Origin of the sequence: Bartonella sp. TT110JLCBS (assembly GCF_042193405.1) — a bacterium.
In the GTDB taxonomy this organism is placed as follows: domain Bacteria; phylum Pseudomonadota; class Alphaproteobacteria; order Rhizobiales; family Rhizobiaceae; genus Bartonella.
In genome coordinates this window covers 1-16,912 of the sequence record NZ_JBHILT010000017.1, presented here as the reverse complement: position 1 = coordinate 16,912, position 16,912 = coordinate 1, and the positions used below count along the sequence as shown (strand labels likewise).

At 33.0% G+C, this 16,912-nt stretch carries 11 protein-coding genes, 1 tRNA gene and 3 pseudogenes; 11 read left to right on the top strand and 4 right to left on the bottom strand.

Annotation, left to right across the window (positions count from 1 at the left end):
* The first annotated feature begins 238 nt into the window (after positions 1 to 238).
* Both lldD and ACFILW_RS07395 read left to right on the top strand, forming a co-directional pair.
* A complete protein-coding gene (gene lldD / locus ACFILW_RS07400) occupies positions 239 to 1,390 on the top strand; it encodes an FMN-dependent L-lactate dehydrogenase LldD (protein ID WP_375685439.1) in 1,152 nt (383 codons plus the stop codon).
* Positions 1,391 to 4,108: 2,718 nt separating this feature from the next.
* A pseudogene (locus ACFILW_RS07395) lies at positions 4,109 to 4,482 on the top strand (integrase); the annotation flags it as partial.
* An 854-nt stretch (positions 4,483 to 5,336) separates the two neighbouring features.
* Here ACFILW_RS07395 and ACFILW_RS07390 read toward each other — a convergent pair.
* Entirely contained in the window at positions 5,337 to 5,999 is a 663-nt protein-coding gene (locus ACFILW_RS07390; RefSeq protein ID WP_012754682.1) for a lysozyme, read from the bottom strand.
* A gap of 1,052 nt (positions 6,000 to 7,051) precedes the next feature.
* On the opposite strand from ACFILW_RS07390, the pseudogene ACFILW_RS07385 reads away from it, so the two are divergent.
* A pseudogene (locus ACFILW_RS07385) lies at positions 7,052 to 7,255 on the top strand (helix-turn-helix transcriptional regulator).
* Positions 7,256 to 7,354: 99 nt separating this feature from the next.
* Here ACFILW_RS07385 and ACFILW_RS07380 read toward each other — a convergent pair.
* Positions 7,355 to 7,430 (bottom strand) — tRNA-Thr (locus ACFILW_RS07380).
* Between the two features lie 454 nt (positions 7,431 to 7,884).
* Here ACFILW_RS07380 and ACFILW_RS07375 point away from each other — a divergent pair.
* The 6 genes from ACFILW_RS07375 (at position 7,885) to ACFILW_RS07350 (ending at position 13,272) form a co-directional block, all read left to right on the top strand.
* The gene (locus tag ACFILW_RS07375; RefSeq protein ID WP_375685438.1) at positions 7,885 to 8,061 is read left to right on the top strand and encodes a SlyX family protein; all 177 of its coding nucleotides are present in this window, start codon (positions 7,885 to 7,887) and stop codon (positions 8,059 to 8,061) included.
* A 1,031-nt stretch (positions 8,062 to 9,092) separates the two neighbouring features.
* Positions 9,093 to 10,520 (top strand): amino acid permease, encoded by a 1,428-nt coding sequence (locus ACFILW_RS07370; RefSeq protein ID WP_375638589.1) that lies wholly within the window; start codon positions 9,093 to 9,095, stop codon positions 10,518 to 10,520.
* Between the two features lie 40 nt (positions 10,521 to 10,560).
* The gene (locus ACFILW_RS07365) at positions 10,561 to 11,241 is read left to right on the top strand and encodes an energy-coupling factor ABC transporter ATP-binding protein (protein WP_375685437.1); all 681 of its coding nucleotides are present in this window, start codon (positions 10,561 to 10,563) and stop codon (positions 11,239 to 11,241) included.
* Complete coding sequence (locus ACFILW_RS07360; protein ID WP_375685436.1) at positions 11,238 to 11,894, top strand: energy-coupling factor transporter transmembrane component T family protein; 657 nt, start codon at positions 11,238 to 11,240, stop codon at positions 11,892 to 11,894. Before ACFILW_RS07365 ends, ACFILW_RS07360 begins: the two co-directional genes overlap by 4 nt.
* Positions 11,891 to 12,448 (top strand): biotin transporter BioY, encoded by a 558-nt coding sequence (locus tag ACFILW_RS07355; RefSeq protein WP_375646470.1) that lies wholly within the window; start codon positions 11,891 to 11,893, stop codon positions 12,446 to 12,448. The genes ACFILW_RS07360 and ACFILW_RS07355 overlap by 4 nt, the downstream gene beginning before the upstream one ends.
* A gap of 257 nt (positions 12,449 to 12,705) precedes the next feature.
* Positions 12,706 to 13,272, top strand: coding sequence for a biotin transporter BioY (locus ACFILW_RS07350; RefSeq protein ID WP_375646472.1), 567 nt, complete (start codon positions 12,706 to 12,708; stop codon positions 13,270 to 13,272).
* 21 nt (positions 13,273 to 13,293) lie between these two features.
* Here the strand turns inward: ACFILW_RS07350 and ACFILW_RS07345 are convergent.
* Positions 13,294 to 13,473, bottom strand: a pseudogene (locus ACFILW_RS07345) (single-stranded DNA-binding protein); the annotation flags it as partial.
* A 524-nt stretch (positions 13,474 to 13,997) separates the two neighbouring features.
* On the opposite strand from ACFILW_RS07345, the gene ACFILW_RS07340 reads away from it, so the two are divergent.
* Positions 13,998 to 14,177 carry a hypothetical protein gene (locus ACFILW_RS07340; RefSeq protein ID WP_273790436.1) on the top strand — a complete coding sequence of 60 codons (180 nt, stop codon included), beginning with the start codon at positions 13,998 to 14,000 and terminating at the stop codon, positions 14,175 to 14,177.
* Positions 14,178 to 14,502: 325 nt separating this feature from the next.
* Entirely contained in the window at positions 14,503 to 15,360 is an 858-nt protein-coding gene (locus ACFILW_RS07335; RefSeq protein ID WP_375685435.1) for a hypothetical protein, read from the top strand.
* Here ACFILW_RS07335 and ACFILW_RS07330 read toward each other — a convergent pair.
* Positions 15,344 to 15,877 carry a hypothetical protein gene (locus ACFILW_RS07330; RefSeq protein WP_375685447.1) on the bottom strand — a complete coding sequence of 178 codons (534 nt, stop codon included), beginning with the start codon at positions 15,875 to 15,877 and terminating at the stop codon, positions 15,344 to 15,346. The two genes, ACFILW_RS07335 and ACFILW_RS07330, sit on opposite strands and share 17 nt — an antisense overlap.
* Positions 15,878 to 16,912 lie beyond the last annotated feature (1,035 nt).

Genomic DNA, 16,912 nt, shown 5'->3' with positions numbered 1-16,912 from the left:
AAATATATGAGTAGACACGTTATTAATGATACTTCATACTGTGAAATTTTAAATTTGGATAAGAGAAATAAAGACGTTGTTTTTATCAATTAGTTTTTTTTTAGAAAGTTGCAATCTCTGTTGCTTCTATCTATTCAATAGAGCGTTTGGGGAGAATATCGAATAGGTAGATACACGGATTCGCTTTTATGCGTTTTAGGATGTCTTCTCTTTTTATTTAGGAACAATGGTGCCATCAATGATTATTTCTTCAACACTTGATTATCGTAAGGCAGCAAAGCGTCGTCTTCCTCCCTTTCTTTTTCACTATATTGATGGTGGGGCTTATGCTGAAGAAACGATGCGACGTAATTATACAGATCTTCAAGCACTTGCACTGCGTCAAAGGATTCTAAGGCAAGTTGGTGAAGTTGATCTTTCAATCAAGCTTTTTGATCAGACACTTGATCTACCGATTGTGCTCGCACCTGTTGGGCTAACGGGCATGTATGCACGTCGTGGTGAGGTGAAAGCAGCGCGCGCCGCAGCGGAAAAAGGGATCCCTTTTACGCTATCCACGGTTTCAGTTTGTCCCATTGCGGAAGTACAAGAGGCGGTTGGAGGTACATTTTGGTTTCAACTTTATGTTCTCAAAGATCGCGGTTTCATGCGTGATGCACTAGAGCGGGCTTGGTTAGCTGGTGTACGCACGTTGGTTTTTACAGTTGATATGCCCGTTCCTGGTGCACGTTATCGTGATGCGCATTCGGGAATGTCTGGTCCTTATGCTGGATTACGTCGTTTTTTACAAGCTTTAACTCATCCATATTGGGCTTGGAACGTTGGTGTTATGGGGCACCCTCATGATCTTGGAAATGTTTCCACTTATCTCAAAAAGAAGATTGCATTAGATGATTATGTAGGTTGGCTTGGTGCAAATTTTGATCCATCAATTGGTTGGCATGATCTACAATGGATTCGCGATTTTTGGAAAGGAAAAATGGTTTTGAAAGGTATTCTTGATACAGAAGATGCGCGAGAAGCCGTACGATTTGGTGCTGATGGTATTGTTGTTTCCAATCACGGTGGACGTCAGCTTGATGGTGTATTATCAACAACACGGGCGTTGCCTGAAATTGCGGATGCTGTAAAGGATCATTTGACTATTTTAGCGGACTCAGGTGTTCGTTCTGGTCTTGATGTTGTACGCATGATAGCACAAGGAGCGGATGCTGTTATGATTGGTCGTGCTTTTGTTTATGCGCTTGCGGCAGCAGGTAAGAAAGGTGTTATGCATCTCCTTGATCTTTTTGCCAATGAAATGCGGGTAGCTATGACACTGACAGGTGCTCAGACAATCAAAGATATTACCCGCAAGAGTTTGGTGAATACAGATATTTTTAAGCAATGAAAGCAATATGTTATACCACTTTAAAAAAAAGAAAGTCTTTTTTATAGAGGAGCATAATTATATATTTTACAAATATGTTGACAGTTAAAATTAAATAGAAAAGATCAAAAAACTTTTCTATAAAATCACAGAAAATACTCAATAACTATAATAGTATTAAAGAAAAAATGTTAATAATAATAAAAACAAAAAAAATAATAATAACATTGCATACATCTTTTATTTATTTTATTAAAAACTTATTCTATGGATAAAAAGGAATAAGCGCTGCTATTAAAGGTACAACAACTGTTGATATAGAAAAAATAAATATATATAATGCTGTGAACATTTTCCCTCCTATGTATAAAAACATTAAAATATAAAATTCATTTAGTTTTATTCCAATATGAAATAATATTAATTATAATATATAAATAACATTATTAAAATGTCAATATGTATTTATTGTAATATTTAATTATAATAAAATCGGATCAATATAAATAATGTTTCTATAATCTATATATTATTTATATTAATTTTATTGAATAATATATTATATGGATATGATATTGTTTTTATGGAGTACGTTTTTAAGCAATGAAAAAATATCCGTACTATCTTTAAAAAAAGCTGGTTTACTGAGAGCAAAACTGCGTGAATTAATGTGCTTTTCTTTCTTATTTTCTTGCATCCTCAATGATTTATGATGTTTTTGAACTGGTGAGCATATTAGGAAGCAGTTGAATATTTTTTATATAGTATGTCATTTCTAACACTATTTATACGTTCTCGATTGATTTCATAACTTGTTAAATGTCCAGCTCGTTTTTATTGCAGATGGGGACGTTTGGTGTTCCTAATGATACAAAATGGCATAGAATGTTTTGTTCCATAAGCGATTTAACAATTGCATCTCCAAGCTTCTCCTTTGATACTATGCTCTTCACAGACAACAAAAGATTGGTGAGATTGCATAACTCTAGCACTGATCTATTATCTCAAAGTTGAATTGTTGGCACACTTGTAAGCGTTGGAATAACTTCATGTTTTTTGAAGCTCTTCAGCAACATCAAGACAAATTTGAACAGTTTCTTCAGTAGCAAGTAAGATAACATCTTTTCCTTTTTTAAACAGAAGTTTTACTGATATTAATTTTTAAAGTATTTTTATGAATATTTATAACAGCGCGCTTTCCTAAATCTATATAAACGGGGACAAGATTACTCAGAGTAGAAAGGATTACAGTTTCTATTTGATTGAATTATTACTCATAAGTAATTGGATAGTATTTACTTTATCGCTGAGTAAAAAAGAAAAGTTTTTCTCTCTTTAAATAGAGGATGGATTGTCATTTCGCCAATAGGAATAGTTTGCGAGCAATTTGTTTTATGCAAGATAACTTAACATTGCAGTTACTTTTTATCACTTGAAGCTGTGAAAAGAAAGCTAAGATAGATGAAAGAATGTAAAAAATGATGGATACATTTTAAGATAAAAAATTATAATTTTGTTAATTCCACGCCAGTTGCTGCTGATATTGGTGACAAAAGAAATTTGATCAAAAAAATATCAAAATTATTTGAGGACATTCCTCATGGCATGTAGAGTAAACCTTTTTGTTGGTATGGGTGAGATTTTCTTTGAGCAGAAATTGATTCTATCCCCTGAAATCAGCAATAATCTCTCAGGTTATGTCGTAAACTTTTTAAGGATGTTACAACACCACTATCGTCCTTTTATGAAAAAGGTTAGCATTTCAGATGAGCAGTTGTGAGGAATTTCAACGTTTAATACAGCAAGATCCAGAAACTCTCACGGATTTAGAACGGGCTTCAAGATTTTTATATTTACAGCGATTAAGTTTTTGAGAGAAGGTAAATCGTACGATGAGAGTTGAAATCCATCGTAGCGCGGGGGCTTAAGCCCTTTCAATTTGAATGCGTGCTAAAACTTATTTTCCTCTGTTTAGCAGGTGTTAGCATTGAACATTTAGACTAGTCTATTTTTATTGTGCGTTATGATCGTCTAAAAATCTTGTTCTATCTTTTACCACTTTAATTATGGTTTTGAGGGTTATTAAAGAAAGGATTTTTATAAGCGGGAGGATTATCAGCCGATGTCTAAGCTGTTTGCATAAATAAAGGGGAGTTTTTTGTCTTTAAACAATATGCTAGAAATTCAAAAAACTTTAGTTAACTTCATAAAAGAGGTTATACCATCTTATACAGATTGCTCTGCAAATAACACAATTGCTGGTAAGGAATGGGGCATCACCAATTTTGATTTCTAAAAAAGAAACAATACGTATTAAATAGTCTTTAACTTTACAGACTTTTAAAGAATCCTTTCAGAACCTTTTGAAAAAAGTGAATTGATAGAAGATTTTCTATCAAAATATAGCAACTTTTCTAACAAGTTACGAATAAATCTAAAAATATATATTAAATATAAAAACAGTGCGATATGCAGGCTGTCTGGGCTTTAGAAATAAGAATCAAAGCGTATAAAGATGCATAGAGGTGAGATTGAGATATACCATTTTTATGATTCAATAAAAAATAAAAATTAAAGAAAAAATTCTCTATCAAAAATTTAAGGTAGTTTAAAAGGTGGACGGGCAATGCATGGAAGGATGAGCGAGAAGATGAATTAGGGGAGAGCGATTTATGGATTATCAGTATCTTTGTAAAAGTACCTTCTTAAGATAAATATTGTGATAAAGTAAGACAGTGGTTGAATGTTCAAAAAGATAATACGCGCTCTTAATTTTTCCGTTATACACATCACAATAAACGCCGTGAAAGGCACGGTTCTGTTACAAACTTTCTCTAAAAGCAGCATATGAGTTTGCAAGATATTAGAGTGATGTTTTAAAAGAAGGTAATGGTCCCATTTTATTTCAGGAACAAGTTATCTTAAAACAGCAAAGCAATATTTTTCAAGAAACTGCAAAAGCGACTTTTGAAAGCAAAAAAGCAGAGTTAAAAAATGAAGGTAAAAACGGTTTCTGGTTTTCTCTACTCGAGTTGCATGTTATTTCCCACATAGGAAATTTACCTATAGAAAAATTAACAGCCCAGATCATTCATAATGTGTTCCCGCCACTTTAGCATGAAAAAGCAGATATAGTGCGAAAGTATTTGCCTTATCGTCAACATCATTATTATAATTAGGAAGCTGAAGCAACGTCATTTACAAATCACATAGAGCCTATACCATTATTCATTATATAGTTCCGTAGATTGCTTTTCTTCAAGCATACCAGCTCCTAGATGTTATTTTTGTTGAAAACAGAACCTTTGTGTATGATCAGTTCTTTGAACGACGATAGTAGTGTAATCCATAAAATCTTTTCTCATCCTCTTTTGATAAGATAACAAAGATGCCCTTAGAATACATCAATAGACTTAATCATTTTACACAAATATAACCTGTTGAATCCTTTAGTTTCAACTTAAACGTCCCTTAGTCACTCTAATTAAATCTAATCGACCACCAGAGTGTTTTAATCCTTTAAGTGTTAATCTGAGTGTATCCACCTCTTTCAAATCTTTTCATTGATTGATGTTTCAGAGGAATTATATTTTTATCACTTTATTTTCCGTATATCTCTCCAACCACATAAACGTTCACCTTGTTCGTTATGTTTTAAAATATCTCTCGCCAAATTTGGACTAATGACATTGATATCTTGTCTATTCAAATAAATTGGCAGCCATCCAATACAAGAAGTTCATTCATTCGTCGCGCAGCCAGTTAGAAAGCTTAGTACGCATAGCAGCATCAGTTTTCTTATTAATCTTCATTTTCTACCTTAAGCCGTGTTGTCCTATTTTGAAAGCTTCCTTTGTTTGCTTTTGCTTCTCAACTTGTTTCCCAAGAAAAAAGGCTTTCACTAAAGCTATAAGAAAAGCTGCTATGGTCACTGATGTCATTGTTAGATATTTTTTTATCCATAAGATCATAGGCGGTGTTCTTGAAAGCGTTTAGCAATGTATACCATAGCTGTACAAGCAGCTAAAACCATAATGCCTGCTAAAACCCATTGAACAGGACCATTTCCTGAAAAAAGCCCTCCAAGCCCTGAAAAAGAACCTATGATTGGTGCAAGAGCTTCTACTTTGCAAATACCTGTTACACCTTCTGATTCTACTACATGATAATTTGGAGCAACATGAGATCCTTTCGCCCATAATCCTGCTTCGGCTGCTCGGCGATTGACAAGACCTTGGATACGTTTTCCTCCTACTCTTGTCCATTTTTGTAATTCAGTTGGTACCACTTCATATGCACCTTTATTGAGCTTTTTTAAAAGTGTAGAATTGCAAAAGGCTGTTATTCCTACGTTATAGCAAAATGATACTAATGCCGCGAATTGTTCATTGTTTAAAGGAACGGTAACGGCTTTTTCAACAACGAGTTCACACTCTCTCAAATCCTGACAAAGGATTTTTTCAGCTTCTTTTTCCGTAATTTGCATGTCTTTGTGGACGCTTGGAGCACCAGCAGCATTTGTATGTCCATAACCAATTGTCCATACACCACCAGAATATTCATAAGCCGATAAACGTAAGCCTTCCAATTGCTTAATCAATGCAAGCCCTTCTTTTGATATTTTTCGCATTATTCTTACCTATAAAAAAACCTACACAAAGCAGGATATGAATCGAAAACTTACATCTACTCATTTTTAAGAACAGAACAGCGAAAGGGCATAATAAATTCAAAGTCTCCATAGTGAGTTATGTTAAAATCCATATCGTTTTTTGAACAAATATTATGCTAAACACCATTCATTTTGCAGCAATTGATCTCCATCTCAAGATAATAACTTTATAATAGATCCATTTATAATCAGATAGATTTTACTCATAAATTCTTACAGTTGATCCAGAATGATTTAGAAGAACTTTACTTAAAAAACTTCAATAATCCTGATGAAAAAAAGCATTTTTTAACAAAAAAATAAGAGATATAATAAGTAATGAAATAATAGGTATTGATTTTCAAGTAATTGCATAACCCATAAATTACACCATAGAATTATTTTTATAAAAACAAAAAAACATTACAGTTGAATATTATAGATCTACAAATTATCTTAGAATCAACACGATATACACGTAACGTATTATACATATTTAATAAAAAAATCTATAGTGAATTTAACTATTATTTATTTTTTCCTCTAATTGCTTAATTTTCTTAAAAAATATCTTTATGAAGGATTTTAAATAAAATGTTATATAAAACATAATCGATATTTTCTCCCTCTCTAGTAGTCTGTTTCCAACTAAAACAATATAGTAGTGGAGCATATTCAATATATGGACCAATGATATTGGATAGTGTTGTAAAGAATATTGTATTGTAATAAACTTGAACGATGATTTCGGTTTCATATATTTTTTCCATATGAATAACGCTTTCGTCTTTTTCATATGAAGCGTTTTATGGGGCATTTGAGGCCAATGGTATCATCTTTGTCTAGTGATGTATTGGCTACGTTTCCAGAAGCGTCTTAAACAAATCAATCAAGCTGTTGAAATCTTTTTAGAGGCAATAATACAAGAGATACAAAAGATTTTAACAAAAAGCCGCTTGAAGATATGGGAGGTTCTCTCCTCCTAGCATCTCCGCCCATTTACATAACATAAAAAAGAGAAAGGTAATGAGATGATATTTGATGATGGCGATAGATATGTAACAACCCGTGAATGTGTACAGCTTTTTAGTGTATCCACAACAACGATTCGCCATTAGATGCTTCAAGGTGTATTTCCAAAGCCATGCAAGCTAGGGAGAGCAGTAAGGTGAAGGAAAAAAGAGATTTTAGCACTCACTCCAACGAAAAATAAGGAGCAAATAAGAACAAATTAGATAAAATTATATAAACCGTAGAAGATGGTCTAAAAGGTGGTCTGAAAATTACTGTTTAAATAAAAAGTCTATATATCTTAATGTGTTAAAGATAAAAAATGGTGCCGCATGCCGGATTCGAACCAGCGACCCCATCATTACGAATGATGTGCTCTACCAACTGAGCTAATGCGGCATAGGTTTGTAAGTCAATGAGACAAAACTAATTTGAGGGTAATAGCTAAAAGTACGTATAAAAGCAAGAATGCATTTTTTCAATAATTTATACATATGATAATAATTTGAAGGAGAAGTATGTAAAAGTCAGAGGAAAGTATTCTTTGACCTTAATGCTATAAAATGCTTTTCAATTTACGATAGCACTTAAATTAAGAAGCTGGGAATGTAGATCTTTAGGATGAAAAATGGTGTCAAGATAACTTAGTAAAGATAAAAACATTTTCTGATTCTTAAGAAAGAAATTTGTTGCATAGAGTGATTGGGAAAATAAAGATCATCATAAACCTTTTATAATGTGCAAATAGATGAGTAGAATTAGTTGAGAAGTTACTTCTCATTTTTATGGGAAGAAAAAGGGAGAAGGATTAATAAAATTAATCACGTTTTTTATTTAAGAGGGAGTAAAAATCATGTCGGATGAAGATCGGCTGATAGAACTAGAAATGAAGCTAGCTTACCAAGAAAAATTCATTGAGGAACTTTCTCGAGAGGTAACTAATCAATGGAAAAGTTTGGATGAGATATCTAAAAAAGTTGATATTTTAGCGAGACGATTGTCAGATTTAAAAGAACTAGAGTGTTACTGAAGCTGTTATCTTACCATTTTCTCAATAGGGAGAAGGTGCGAAATATTTTTTATCACAATTGCAATTATTTACAGATGAGTTTTTATTTCACGCATTTTGTTAGACTTGTAGAATAATTTTTATAAGCTTCTTCATTAATTTTAATAAGTTCCAATCTTATAAGGAGAGCTGATATTAGAAGACGTTTTTTTATATGGGGTTTCTAGTACGAAAATTAAGAAAAGTTTTTGTAGAGTATTAAAGAAACAGCCATAGAAAAATATATGAACTGCAATATTTTAAGTTTTTTCTGTACAGAGTTTTCTTATAGGTGGGAGGTAGATTTATTCGCTAATTTTTTTAAATTGATACAAATAAAGTGATGTTATCGTTATCTATAGAAATCATAAGTGAGCGCCTATATTTATAATGAAGCGTTTTAATTTTTTCTGATGATCAAGTGATCTTCAGTTGTTTTAATAGAGTGAGGGGTTTTAAGCGACATCGATTATGTTATAGTACAGAGAGCTCTAGAAGTTTTTTTCAAGATCAAATGTACTCTTCGTTATATGTATATGATATTTTGTGAAAAGGCTTTTGTTTTTCGTAATTTAAGATACAAAATACTATTGCTAAAGCACCAAAGATAGACCATGCGGGTAAATAAGTGAGAGTAATGCAAATTGAGGACAGAAAATCAGGCATTACCTTGCATAGAGATTGATTAAGGTGATAGATATCTGTTTGCAGAAGGTTTGTTAAAATTTTATTAAAGGGGGTTGTTGTCCAATGTGATGTGATTACAGAGTGTGCGTTATCAATGACCAATGCTATAATGGTTAGTGTAACGAAAATGAAGGACATTAATTTAAATAAAGGGTGGAGCATATTTTTTCTTAAAACTTCAACGGGACATACGTATAATGCACAAAAAAATAAGGAGTTGCATTATGATAAGAAAATAAGTTTACGTTTGTTTTGTGTTTTTTGAAAGAGGTGCCTAATTTTTCAATAAAAGTTGAGGTTAAGTTCAACAAAAGTAGTGAGGCATGATGTCTGAAAAAAAGCACGAGGAATTGAAGCGTAGCCTTCAAAATCGCCATATTCAAATGATTGCTTTGGGTGGCGTTATTGGGACGGGACTTTTTTATGGGTCAACCGAGGCAATTCAATTAGCTGGTCCCTCAGTTATTTTATCTTATCTTGTCGGCGGGCTTATTATGTATTTCATTATGCGAATGCTTGGTGAAATGTCAGTAGAAGAACCGTCTTCAGGAGCATTTAGTTTTTTTGCTTATAAATATTGGGGGAGATTAGCTGGTTTCATAACAGGTTGGAATTATTGGTTTCTTTATATTCTTGTGAGCATGGCTGAACTTACAGTGATAGGGTTTTACCTTGATCATTGGATTTTGATTGATCATTGGAAGACATCTTTCATTGTTCTTTTATTTGTTACATTTGTTAATTTGTTTAATGTTCGTTTTTATGGAGAATTTGAATTTGTTTGCGCTTTGATCAAAGTGGCTGCTGTTATTGGTATGATTATTTTTGGAATTTTTCTCATTGTCACTGGACTAGGGGAAAATCAAGCGAATATTCATTATCTTTGGGACCATGGTGGTTTTTTCCCTTATGGAGCAGTAGGGGTTGTTTTAGCAACTTCTGTAGTAATGTTTTCTTTTGGAGGAACGGAGCTTATTGGTATTGCTGCTGGAGAGGCATCTAATCCACAAAAAACAATTCCAGCGGCTATCCGTCAAGTTATGTGGAGGATTATAATTTTTTATATTGGATCTATCAGCATTATTATGATAATCAGCCCTTGGAATATGATTGGAAAAAATGGTAGTCCTTTTGTCACAATTTTCGAGACTATAGGAATTCCTGCTGCTGGTCATATTTTGAATTTTGTGGTGATTATGGCTGCTATTTCTGTTTACAATAGTGGCATTTATTCTAATGGCCGTATGCTTTATAGTTTAGCTGTACAAAAAAATGCACCACATATTTTTAGTAAACTGAGTGCTGCTCGTGTTCCTTATATTGCTATCCTTTTTTCTTCATTATGTACGGCGTTGATTGTCGTTGTTAATGCTCTTGTTCCTGATAATAGTTTCATGCGGATCATGGCTCTTGCAACTGCAGCAGCAGTGATTACTTGGGCTATTATTGTTATTGTTCATTTGAAATTTCGCAATGCCCATAAGAACAGAAAGGGCGATTTTATTTATGCGTTTGGTTTATATCCTTACGCTAACTATCTTTGCCTCTGCTTTCTTGCTTTATTATTTTGCATTATGTTTGTCAGTGGTTTTGGGAAAAATGGATTGATGACTCGACTTTTTGATATGATAGGAATAAGCTTGCCTTTTCTTGAAGCATATATTCCTGTACAGATGCCTGATATGAGTTTGGCAGTCATTATTATTCCTCTATGGTGCTTGTTATTACTTTTAGGTTATAAACTGAAGCGATAGAGAAAGAAGAGCTAATAAAAGGGATTGATTGGAATAAACCTTGGGGATTATAAAATTTGATGAGGTAACACAAGTTTTTGGTGATTTGTGTGTTTTAAGAAATATTACTGTACAGCTTACCGAAAGACGAGTTGCTATTATAGGTGCGAATGGTTCTGGAAAAAGTACATTTGTTCGCCTTATTAATGGGCTCCAATTACCATCTCATGGTTTTGTAAGCGTTGATGGGCTTGATACAAAACGCGATGCAAAAGCAGTAAAACGTAAAGTTGGATTTGTTTTTCAAAATCCCGATAATCAGATTGTTTTACCATTAGTTGAAGAGGATTTATCCTTTGGTCTCAAAAATTTAAAGCTTAATAAAGATGAAATTAAGGAGCGTGTAGATGAAATTTTACAGCGCTATGAACTTCAAGATTTCAGAAATCACGCTGTCCATTTATTAAGTGGTGGGCAAAAACAACTCGTTGCTATTTCCGGTGTAGTTGCAATGAAACCAGACTACATTATTTTTGATGAGCCGACGACATTACTTGATTTGCGAAATAAGCATCGCGTTACGCAAGTGATAGAAGAATTACCACAAACGGCAATAGTTGTATCGCATGATTTAGAGTTTTTGAAAAAGTTTGATAGAGTGCTGGTTTTTGATAAGGGGGAGATAGCAATTGATGATGTACCTTTTGTTGCTATAAAGGAGTATATAAGAAGAATGTCATGATCGGTTTATATATTCCGAGGGATACATTTATTCATAGGTTAAGGCCTGGAGTTAAGTTATTATTTCTTACGGCGTGTGGAACTTTTATAATAATGGTTTCTTCCATAGCGCTTCTTGGTTTATTTTTGTTGTTTGTCATCTTATTCTATAGAGTCGCCAAGGTCCCTTTCAAAACTGTGATAAAGCAATTTAAATCGATGGGATTGCTTTTAGTTCTTCTATTTGTATTTCAAACTATTTTTAGCGGTTGGCTTACGGGGGTTGAGGTCATATTACGTCTTGTTATCCTCTTTTCTTTGTCATCAGTTATTTCATTCACAACAAAAGTGTCAGATATGGTGGATGCAATTGAAGCAGTCCTCCAGCCCTTTCGTTGTTTTGGTATAAATCCATCAAAAGTGAGTATGGTTATCTCTATGGCGATCAGGTTTATTCCTCTTTTGAGTGAAAAGTTTAATGAGGTACATGAAGCACAGCAAGCACGGGGACTTAATACTAACATTGTTGCTCTTGCGATACCTTTAATTATACGGACCATAAGAATGGCGTCAGAAGTGGCTGAAGCATTGGAAGCGCGTTCTTATGATGCTGATACTATTGATACAGCATCTCGTAATAATCAGAGTTTTTATAGTAAAAGAAGAATTAAATGAATACAAAAGATTTAGTTTATATTGCTTTATTTGCCGCTATTTATGCTATTTTGGGCCTTTTCCCTTCTATTTATCTTCCTTTTCTTCTAGGGGTACCTGTTACAGCTCAATCGATGGGACCGATGCTAGCAGGGTCTATACTTGGGGCAAAAAGGGGTGCTTTAGCGTCACTCCTTTTTCTTGTTCTTGTTGCGATTGGATTACCTCTGTTGTCTGGTGGTCGTGGTGGAATCAGTGTCTTTTCAGGGATTGCAAGTGGTTATTTAATAGGTTTTCCATTTGCCGCATTTTTTATTGGTTTAATGGTAGAGTTGTTTTGGCAGCGGTTAAATTTTATAATATTATTTGTGATAAATACTGTCGGTGGCATTGGAATAATTTATTCTTTTGGTGTTCCATGGACAGCGTATATGACCAAAGTTTCTTTACTGAAGGTTTTAATGGCTTCATCAGGTTTTTTGATAGGCGATTGTTTAAAAGCGTTGATTGCATCCTTTATTGCACTCGCGATTAAAAGATCTGTTCCTCTCATTCATTCAAAGCATAATAACTAAAATAAATGCATTATTTTGTTATGCTGTTGTTATATAATATTCGTATATCACTATTATTGAATTTAACTATAGTAATTTATGATATAATTAAACATTGTAGAATCTAATATGATTCATATAAGTAATATTATTAAAATAAATTATTATAATATTTTTCTCTATATCTAAGTCATTTAAAGTATAATTTTATAAATATGATACTTTTTATTAATTATACAACAATAACGAAAGTTTTTCCCTAGTGAAGGAATAATTCAGTGAATACAAAAGATTTGGTTTATATTGCTTTATTTGCCGCTATTTACGCTATTTTGAGTCTTTTTCCTCCTCTTTATCTTCCTTTTTTGCTGGGTGTCCCTATTACAGCTCAGTCTATGGCTCCGATGTTAGCAGGCTCTATACTTGGAGCGAAAAGGGGAGCTTTAGCATCACTTCTTTTCCTTGTTCTTATTGCGATTGGGTTACCTCTATTGCCTAATGGTCGTGGTGGAGTTAGTGTTTTTTCAGGAGTTACAAGTGGTTATCTGATTAGTTTTCCATTTGCTGCATTTTTTATTGGTTTTATGGTAGAATTGCTTTGGCAGCGGTTAAATTTTATAATATTATTTATGATAAATATTGTGGGTGGTATTGGGATAGTCTATTCTTTTGGAATACCATGGGTAGCTTATATGACTCAGGTTCCTTTACTGACAGTTTTAATAAGTTCATTAGGTTTTTTGGTTAGTGGATTCTTGAAAGTGCTGATTGCATCCTTTGTAGCGTTGACCATTAAAAAAACCGTTCCTCTCATTCATTCGGAAAAAGGGTCAGTTTTGTACTGAAGAACAAGTTTTTCCCAATGTATGTAGATTAAAAAGCACCACGGAATACCATTTTGTTTTGTCTACTTTTTTATTGGTATTTTTATCTGTATAGCTCTCAAAGGTAGCCATACGAAAGTTGAATATTTCGGCACCCAAATTCATTTTTTTGCTTTCAGGAGCAGCCCCTAAATAGCCAATTAATATCATTTTATTCAACAGGCTTGTAAGTTTTATTCGATTTGCATATTATATGCATAAAGCCTTAGAATAATTTATTATTTTTTTAATATTTTTAGTTAATTAATCACTAATTTTAAAAGTATTAAATTATATTAATTGTACAAAAACATGGATAATTCAGTGTTTATCTAAAACTCTTGATGTATATAATGCCCTTATAAATGTATTAATATAAGGTATAAAAATAAGATTTGAATGGAATGAAGCTAAAACAAAAAATAATCTTAGAAAGCACCGTGTAAGTTTTGAAATAGTCGCATGTGTTTTTTCGGACCCATTCTCCATAGCTAAACAAGAACGTATTGAAAACGGAGAGTATGGTTAGCAAGCTTTATAGCTCATGGATGGTTTTTTATTATTATTCGTAGCGCATACTGTCTATGACGATAAAGATGGCATAGAGGTAATCCGTATTATTTCAGCACGGCGAGCCAACTTGAAAAAAAGGAAACGTTATAAAGAAGAAAGTTCGTTATGAAATTGAGGTAGGTAACTTATCAGCTTTGACAGATGAACAGAGAGTTGAAATTGATAAATTAGCTGTAATGTCAGATAGTGCAATTGATCATAGAGATATTCCGTCACTCAATGATGTGTTCTGGAAAAATGCCGTTCGCAATCCATTCTATAAACCACCCAAAACTGTCACAACAGTGCGTGTGGATTCAGACGTTCCAGCGTGACTTTAAAAGTCAAGGGAAAGGATATCAAATGCGGATTAACGCCATTTTACGTGATGTCATGCTTCGTTCAATGCACTGATTTCTCCTCCACTTAAAAGCCGAGAAGGGGGAGCCCATATTCTAAAAATCTAAGTAGCTTTCACTGCAGAGTTCTCTAAAACTCGTATTGCTTTTGCAATTAAAATTTTATAACTTCGATCTTTAACTAATTGATTCTAAACAATACAATATATTTTGGATACACCACCTTCTCGTGGTCACTAAGATAACTTGGGCAACATCTACCACCCGATAAGACTATAGACATTGTAATTATGTTAACTTTATGAATACCCTTAACTTTCTTTCTTATAAATATAAAATAGATCCAGCCTCAGAATTAGTTAATATCAATGATGCTGATAAATTTTTAGAGGAAGGAAGATATGATTTTAACCGTGATAATCAATGTGTTACCTTAATAATTGAAAAGTTTTCTGTGAACTCGAAGATCTGCTATTGGATTTATGTTTTAACGGGAGAAAATAGTCCTTATAATCCCGAAGTGATTGATTCTGAAAATGACTTTCAGAATATTCCTAACCCACGTCCTAGAAAATATGTTGAACAGAATAAGCAATATTTTGGAATTTTGATTCCTATAGAGTTTACTCTTTTTTCTTCAAATAAAGAGTTAAACAAATTCTTGCAGCTACACTACAAAAAATCTTTTCCCCCGAAAACGATTGATATCTCACCTGATATTGTTGGTAAGGAAGAGTTCGAAAAAAAATTGCTTTTAATTAAAGAAATAAAACTGAAATATACACAACCAAAACAATTAGATTTTTTTGCAATGCAATCAGAAGACAACTTGCTAAAGATGGCTAAACTTTTGTTTGGTGAATTTCCCACGGATGATTATTCTGAAATGGAACTTGACTTGGGTATCAAATTTAAAGAAAAAAATAATTTAAAGAATTATTTTTTGAATCTTTTTAAAAAATATAAATTAAATCCAGCATTTAAAAACATAAGTTTTGTTGGAAAGACACATAATAATTTTGATATAATCTTTAATACTGAAACTTTTCAACATAAATTTGCTATTAAAACGAGTAAAAATGATAATGGTATGTATAATGAAGGTCATATAAAAGAAAAATTAAAGCATGAAATCGTAAGTTTTACTGTATCTCTTTAATAGAGCACTGTAGCGTGTAAATAGATATATTTATTAAACTGCGTGTACGCAACATAAGGAAGAATACACAGAATAAAAAAAAGTACCAAATTATAATATTTGAATATCCAAGAGCAATATCTAAGTACCAAAGTATGGTATCCAATGAAAAAGAAAACTTGTGCTCCACGTACTTAGAAATGACAGGCAAAGAAACAGTTTCTTTATAACTACTTGGGAAAATTAAAACGACAAGCGCTAAAATTATTAACTTTAGGAGACTGTGCATATACTGATGTAACTCACATGTTAATCTCTTCCAACCTGTTGTATTGCCGCATTTATATTGTGGGTTGTTTTGCAACTCAGAAGGGATATTAGAATTGCATAAAATTGCAAAAACAGTTGTTACGATCACCAAAGAAATAGACGCGAATGTCAAAATCCCCTGAATAAAGTCAAGATTTTTTCTTATTCCTGAAAAACATACAAATATAAAAATTATAACGCCAAACAAGGCTTTTCTTTTAATAGCAATATCTTCTATTGCATCCAGTTGCTTTTAATATTTTAGTTAACCTCGTTTATGATTTATCTATATTTGATGATAGCTTTAAACACAGAGCTCCATAATAATCCCAAACTCTTGCTTGCATTTTGATACCCAAATCCACCTTTCAAAAAAGCCCACCGCACTGGCAATCAGTTCATAAAGATTAAAGAAAAGCTCTGTTATTTCAAAAATACACGAAAGGGAATCATACCTGCCGCAACATTTTTTGCGCTGATGCTGGCTACTCATGTTTTAAAAAACAAATATTTTGAAATTCACGTATCCTAAAATCCTTAATTTGTATTAATGGATTTATTTACTTTATAAATTTGATACTATAGAGCCATTTTGGCTTCTAGAAATATATTGTACATTAAAAAAACTTTTTAATCACTCTTTAAATGCATATCCAATCCAAAAATGATCAGCATTTTTCACTATTTTGCTATTTTTTAGAAGTCTATTTTAAACTCTCCTATCATTGATTCATGAAGAGTTTTGGCTCGTGAAAGAAGATCTTTTTCAATCTCTTCACAATACTTAGAAAAGTCTGTTGCTCTTGGAATGATTTTTTAGACATGACTTCTACGTTGCTCTGCAAAATGCGTTTTAAGGACTCTTTCAAAATCAATAAGAAAATACCTTTGAGTTCAGTTTGATAAGCTTGAGAAGAGGCGTCATCGTCCATATATTTTCGCATGTGGAAACTACCACAAGAGAACAAGCGAAAAGTATTAGAGATATCATCATTTGAAGCTTTTACAGCAATAAACCTGTGAAGCCATATGCAAGTCTCAAGTGCATTTTCTTCATTCGGTTTTTGTTTTTAATTTTCCATACGACACACTGCTATTTCAGGTTATTACTTTGTGTTGATTAAGATTTGTAAGGAAAATTGATTGGCAAGCAGTTAAGGCTGAGTTTAAAGACTGGGATTATAAATCCCAAGGGCTGACAGAAGCCGGTGCGGCTATCGTGGCCTTGGCTGTCACGGCGGTTACGGGTGGAGCAGCCTCGGGC

What these genes read in the sequence shown, in the direction of transcription:
- lldD (WP_375685439.1), top strand. Translation starts at nt 239, where the DNA reads ATGATTATTTCTTCAACACTTGATTATCGTAAGGCAGCAAAGCGTCGT.
- ACFILW_RS07390 (WP_012754682.1), bottom strand. Translation starts at nt 5,999, where the DNA reads ATGCGAAAAATATCAAAAGAAGGGCTTGCATTGATTAAGCAATTGGAA.
- ACFILW_RS07375 (WP_375685438.1), top strand. Translation starts at nt 7,885, where the DNA reads ATGTCGGATGAAGATCGGCTGATAGAACTAGAAATGAAGCTAGCTTAC.
- ACFILW_RS07370 (WP_375638589.1), top strand. Translation starts at nt 9,093, where the DNA reads ATGTCTGAAAAAAAGCACGAGGAATTGAAGCGTAGCCTTCAAAATCGC.
- ACFILW_RS07360 (WP_375685436.1), top strand. Translation starts at nt 11,238, where the DNA reads ATGATCGGTTTATATATTCCGAGGGATACATTTATTCATAGGTTAAGG.
- ACFILW_RS07355 (WP_375646470.1), top strand. Translation starts at nt 11,891, where the DNA reads ATGAATACAAAAGATTTAGTTTATATTGCTTTATTTGCCGCTATTTAT.
- ACFILW_RS07335 (WP_375685435.1), top strand. Translation starts at nt 14,503, where the DNA reads ATGAATACCCTTAACTTTCTTTCTTATAAATATAAAATAGATCCAGCC.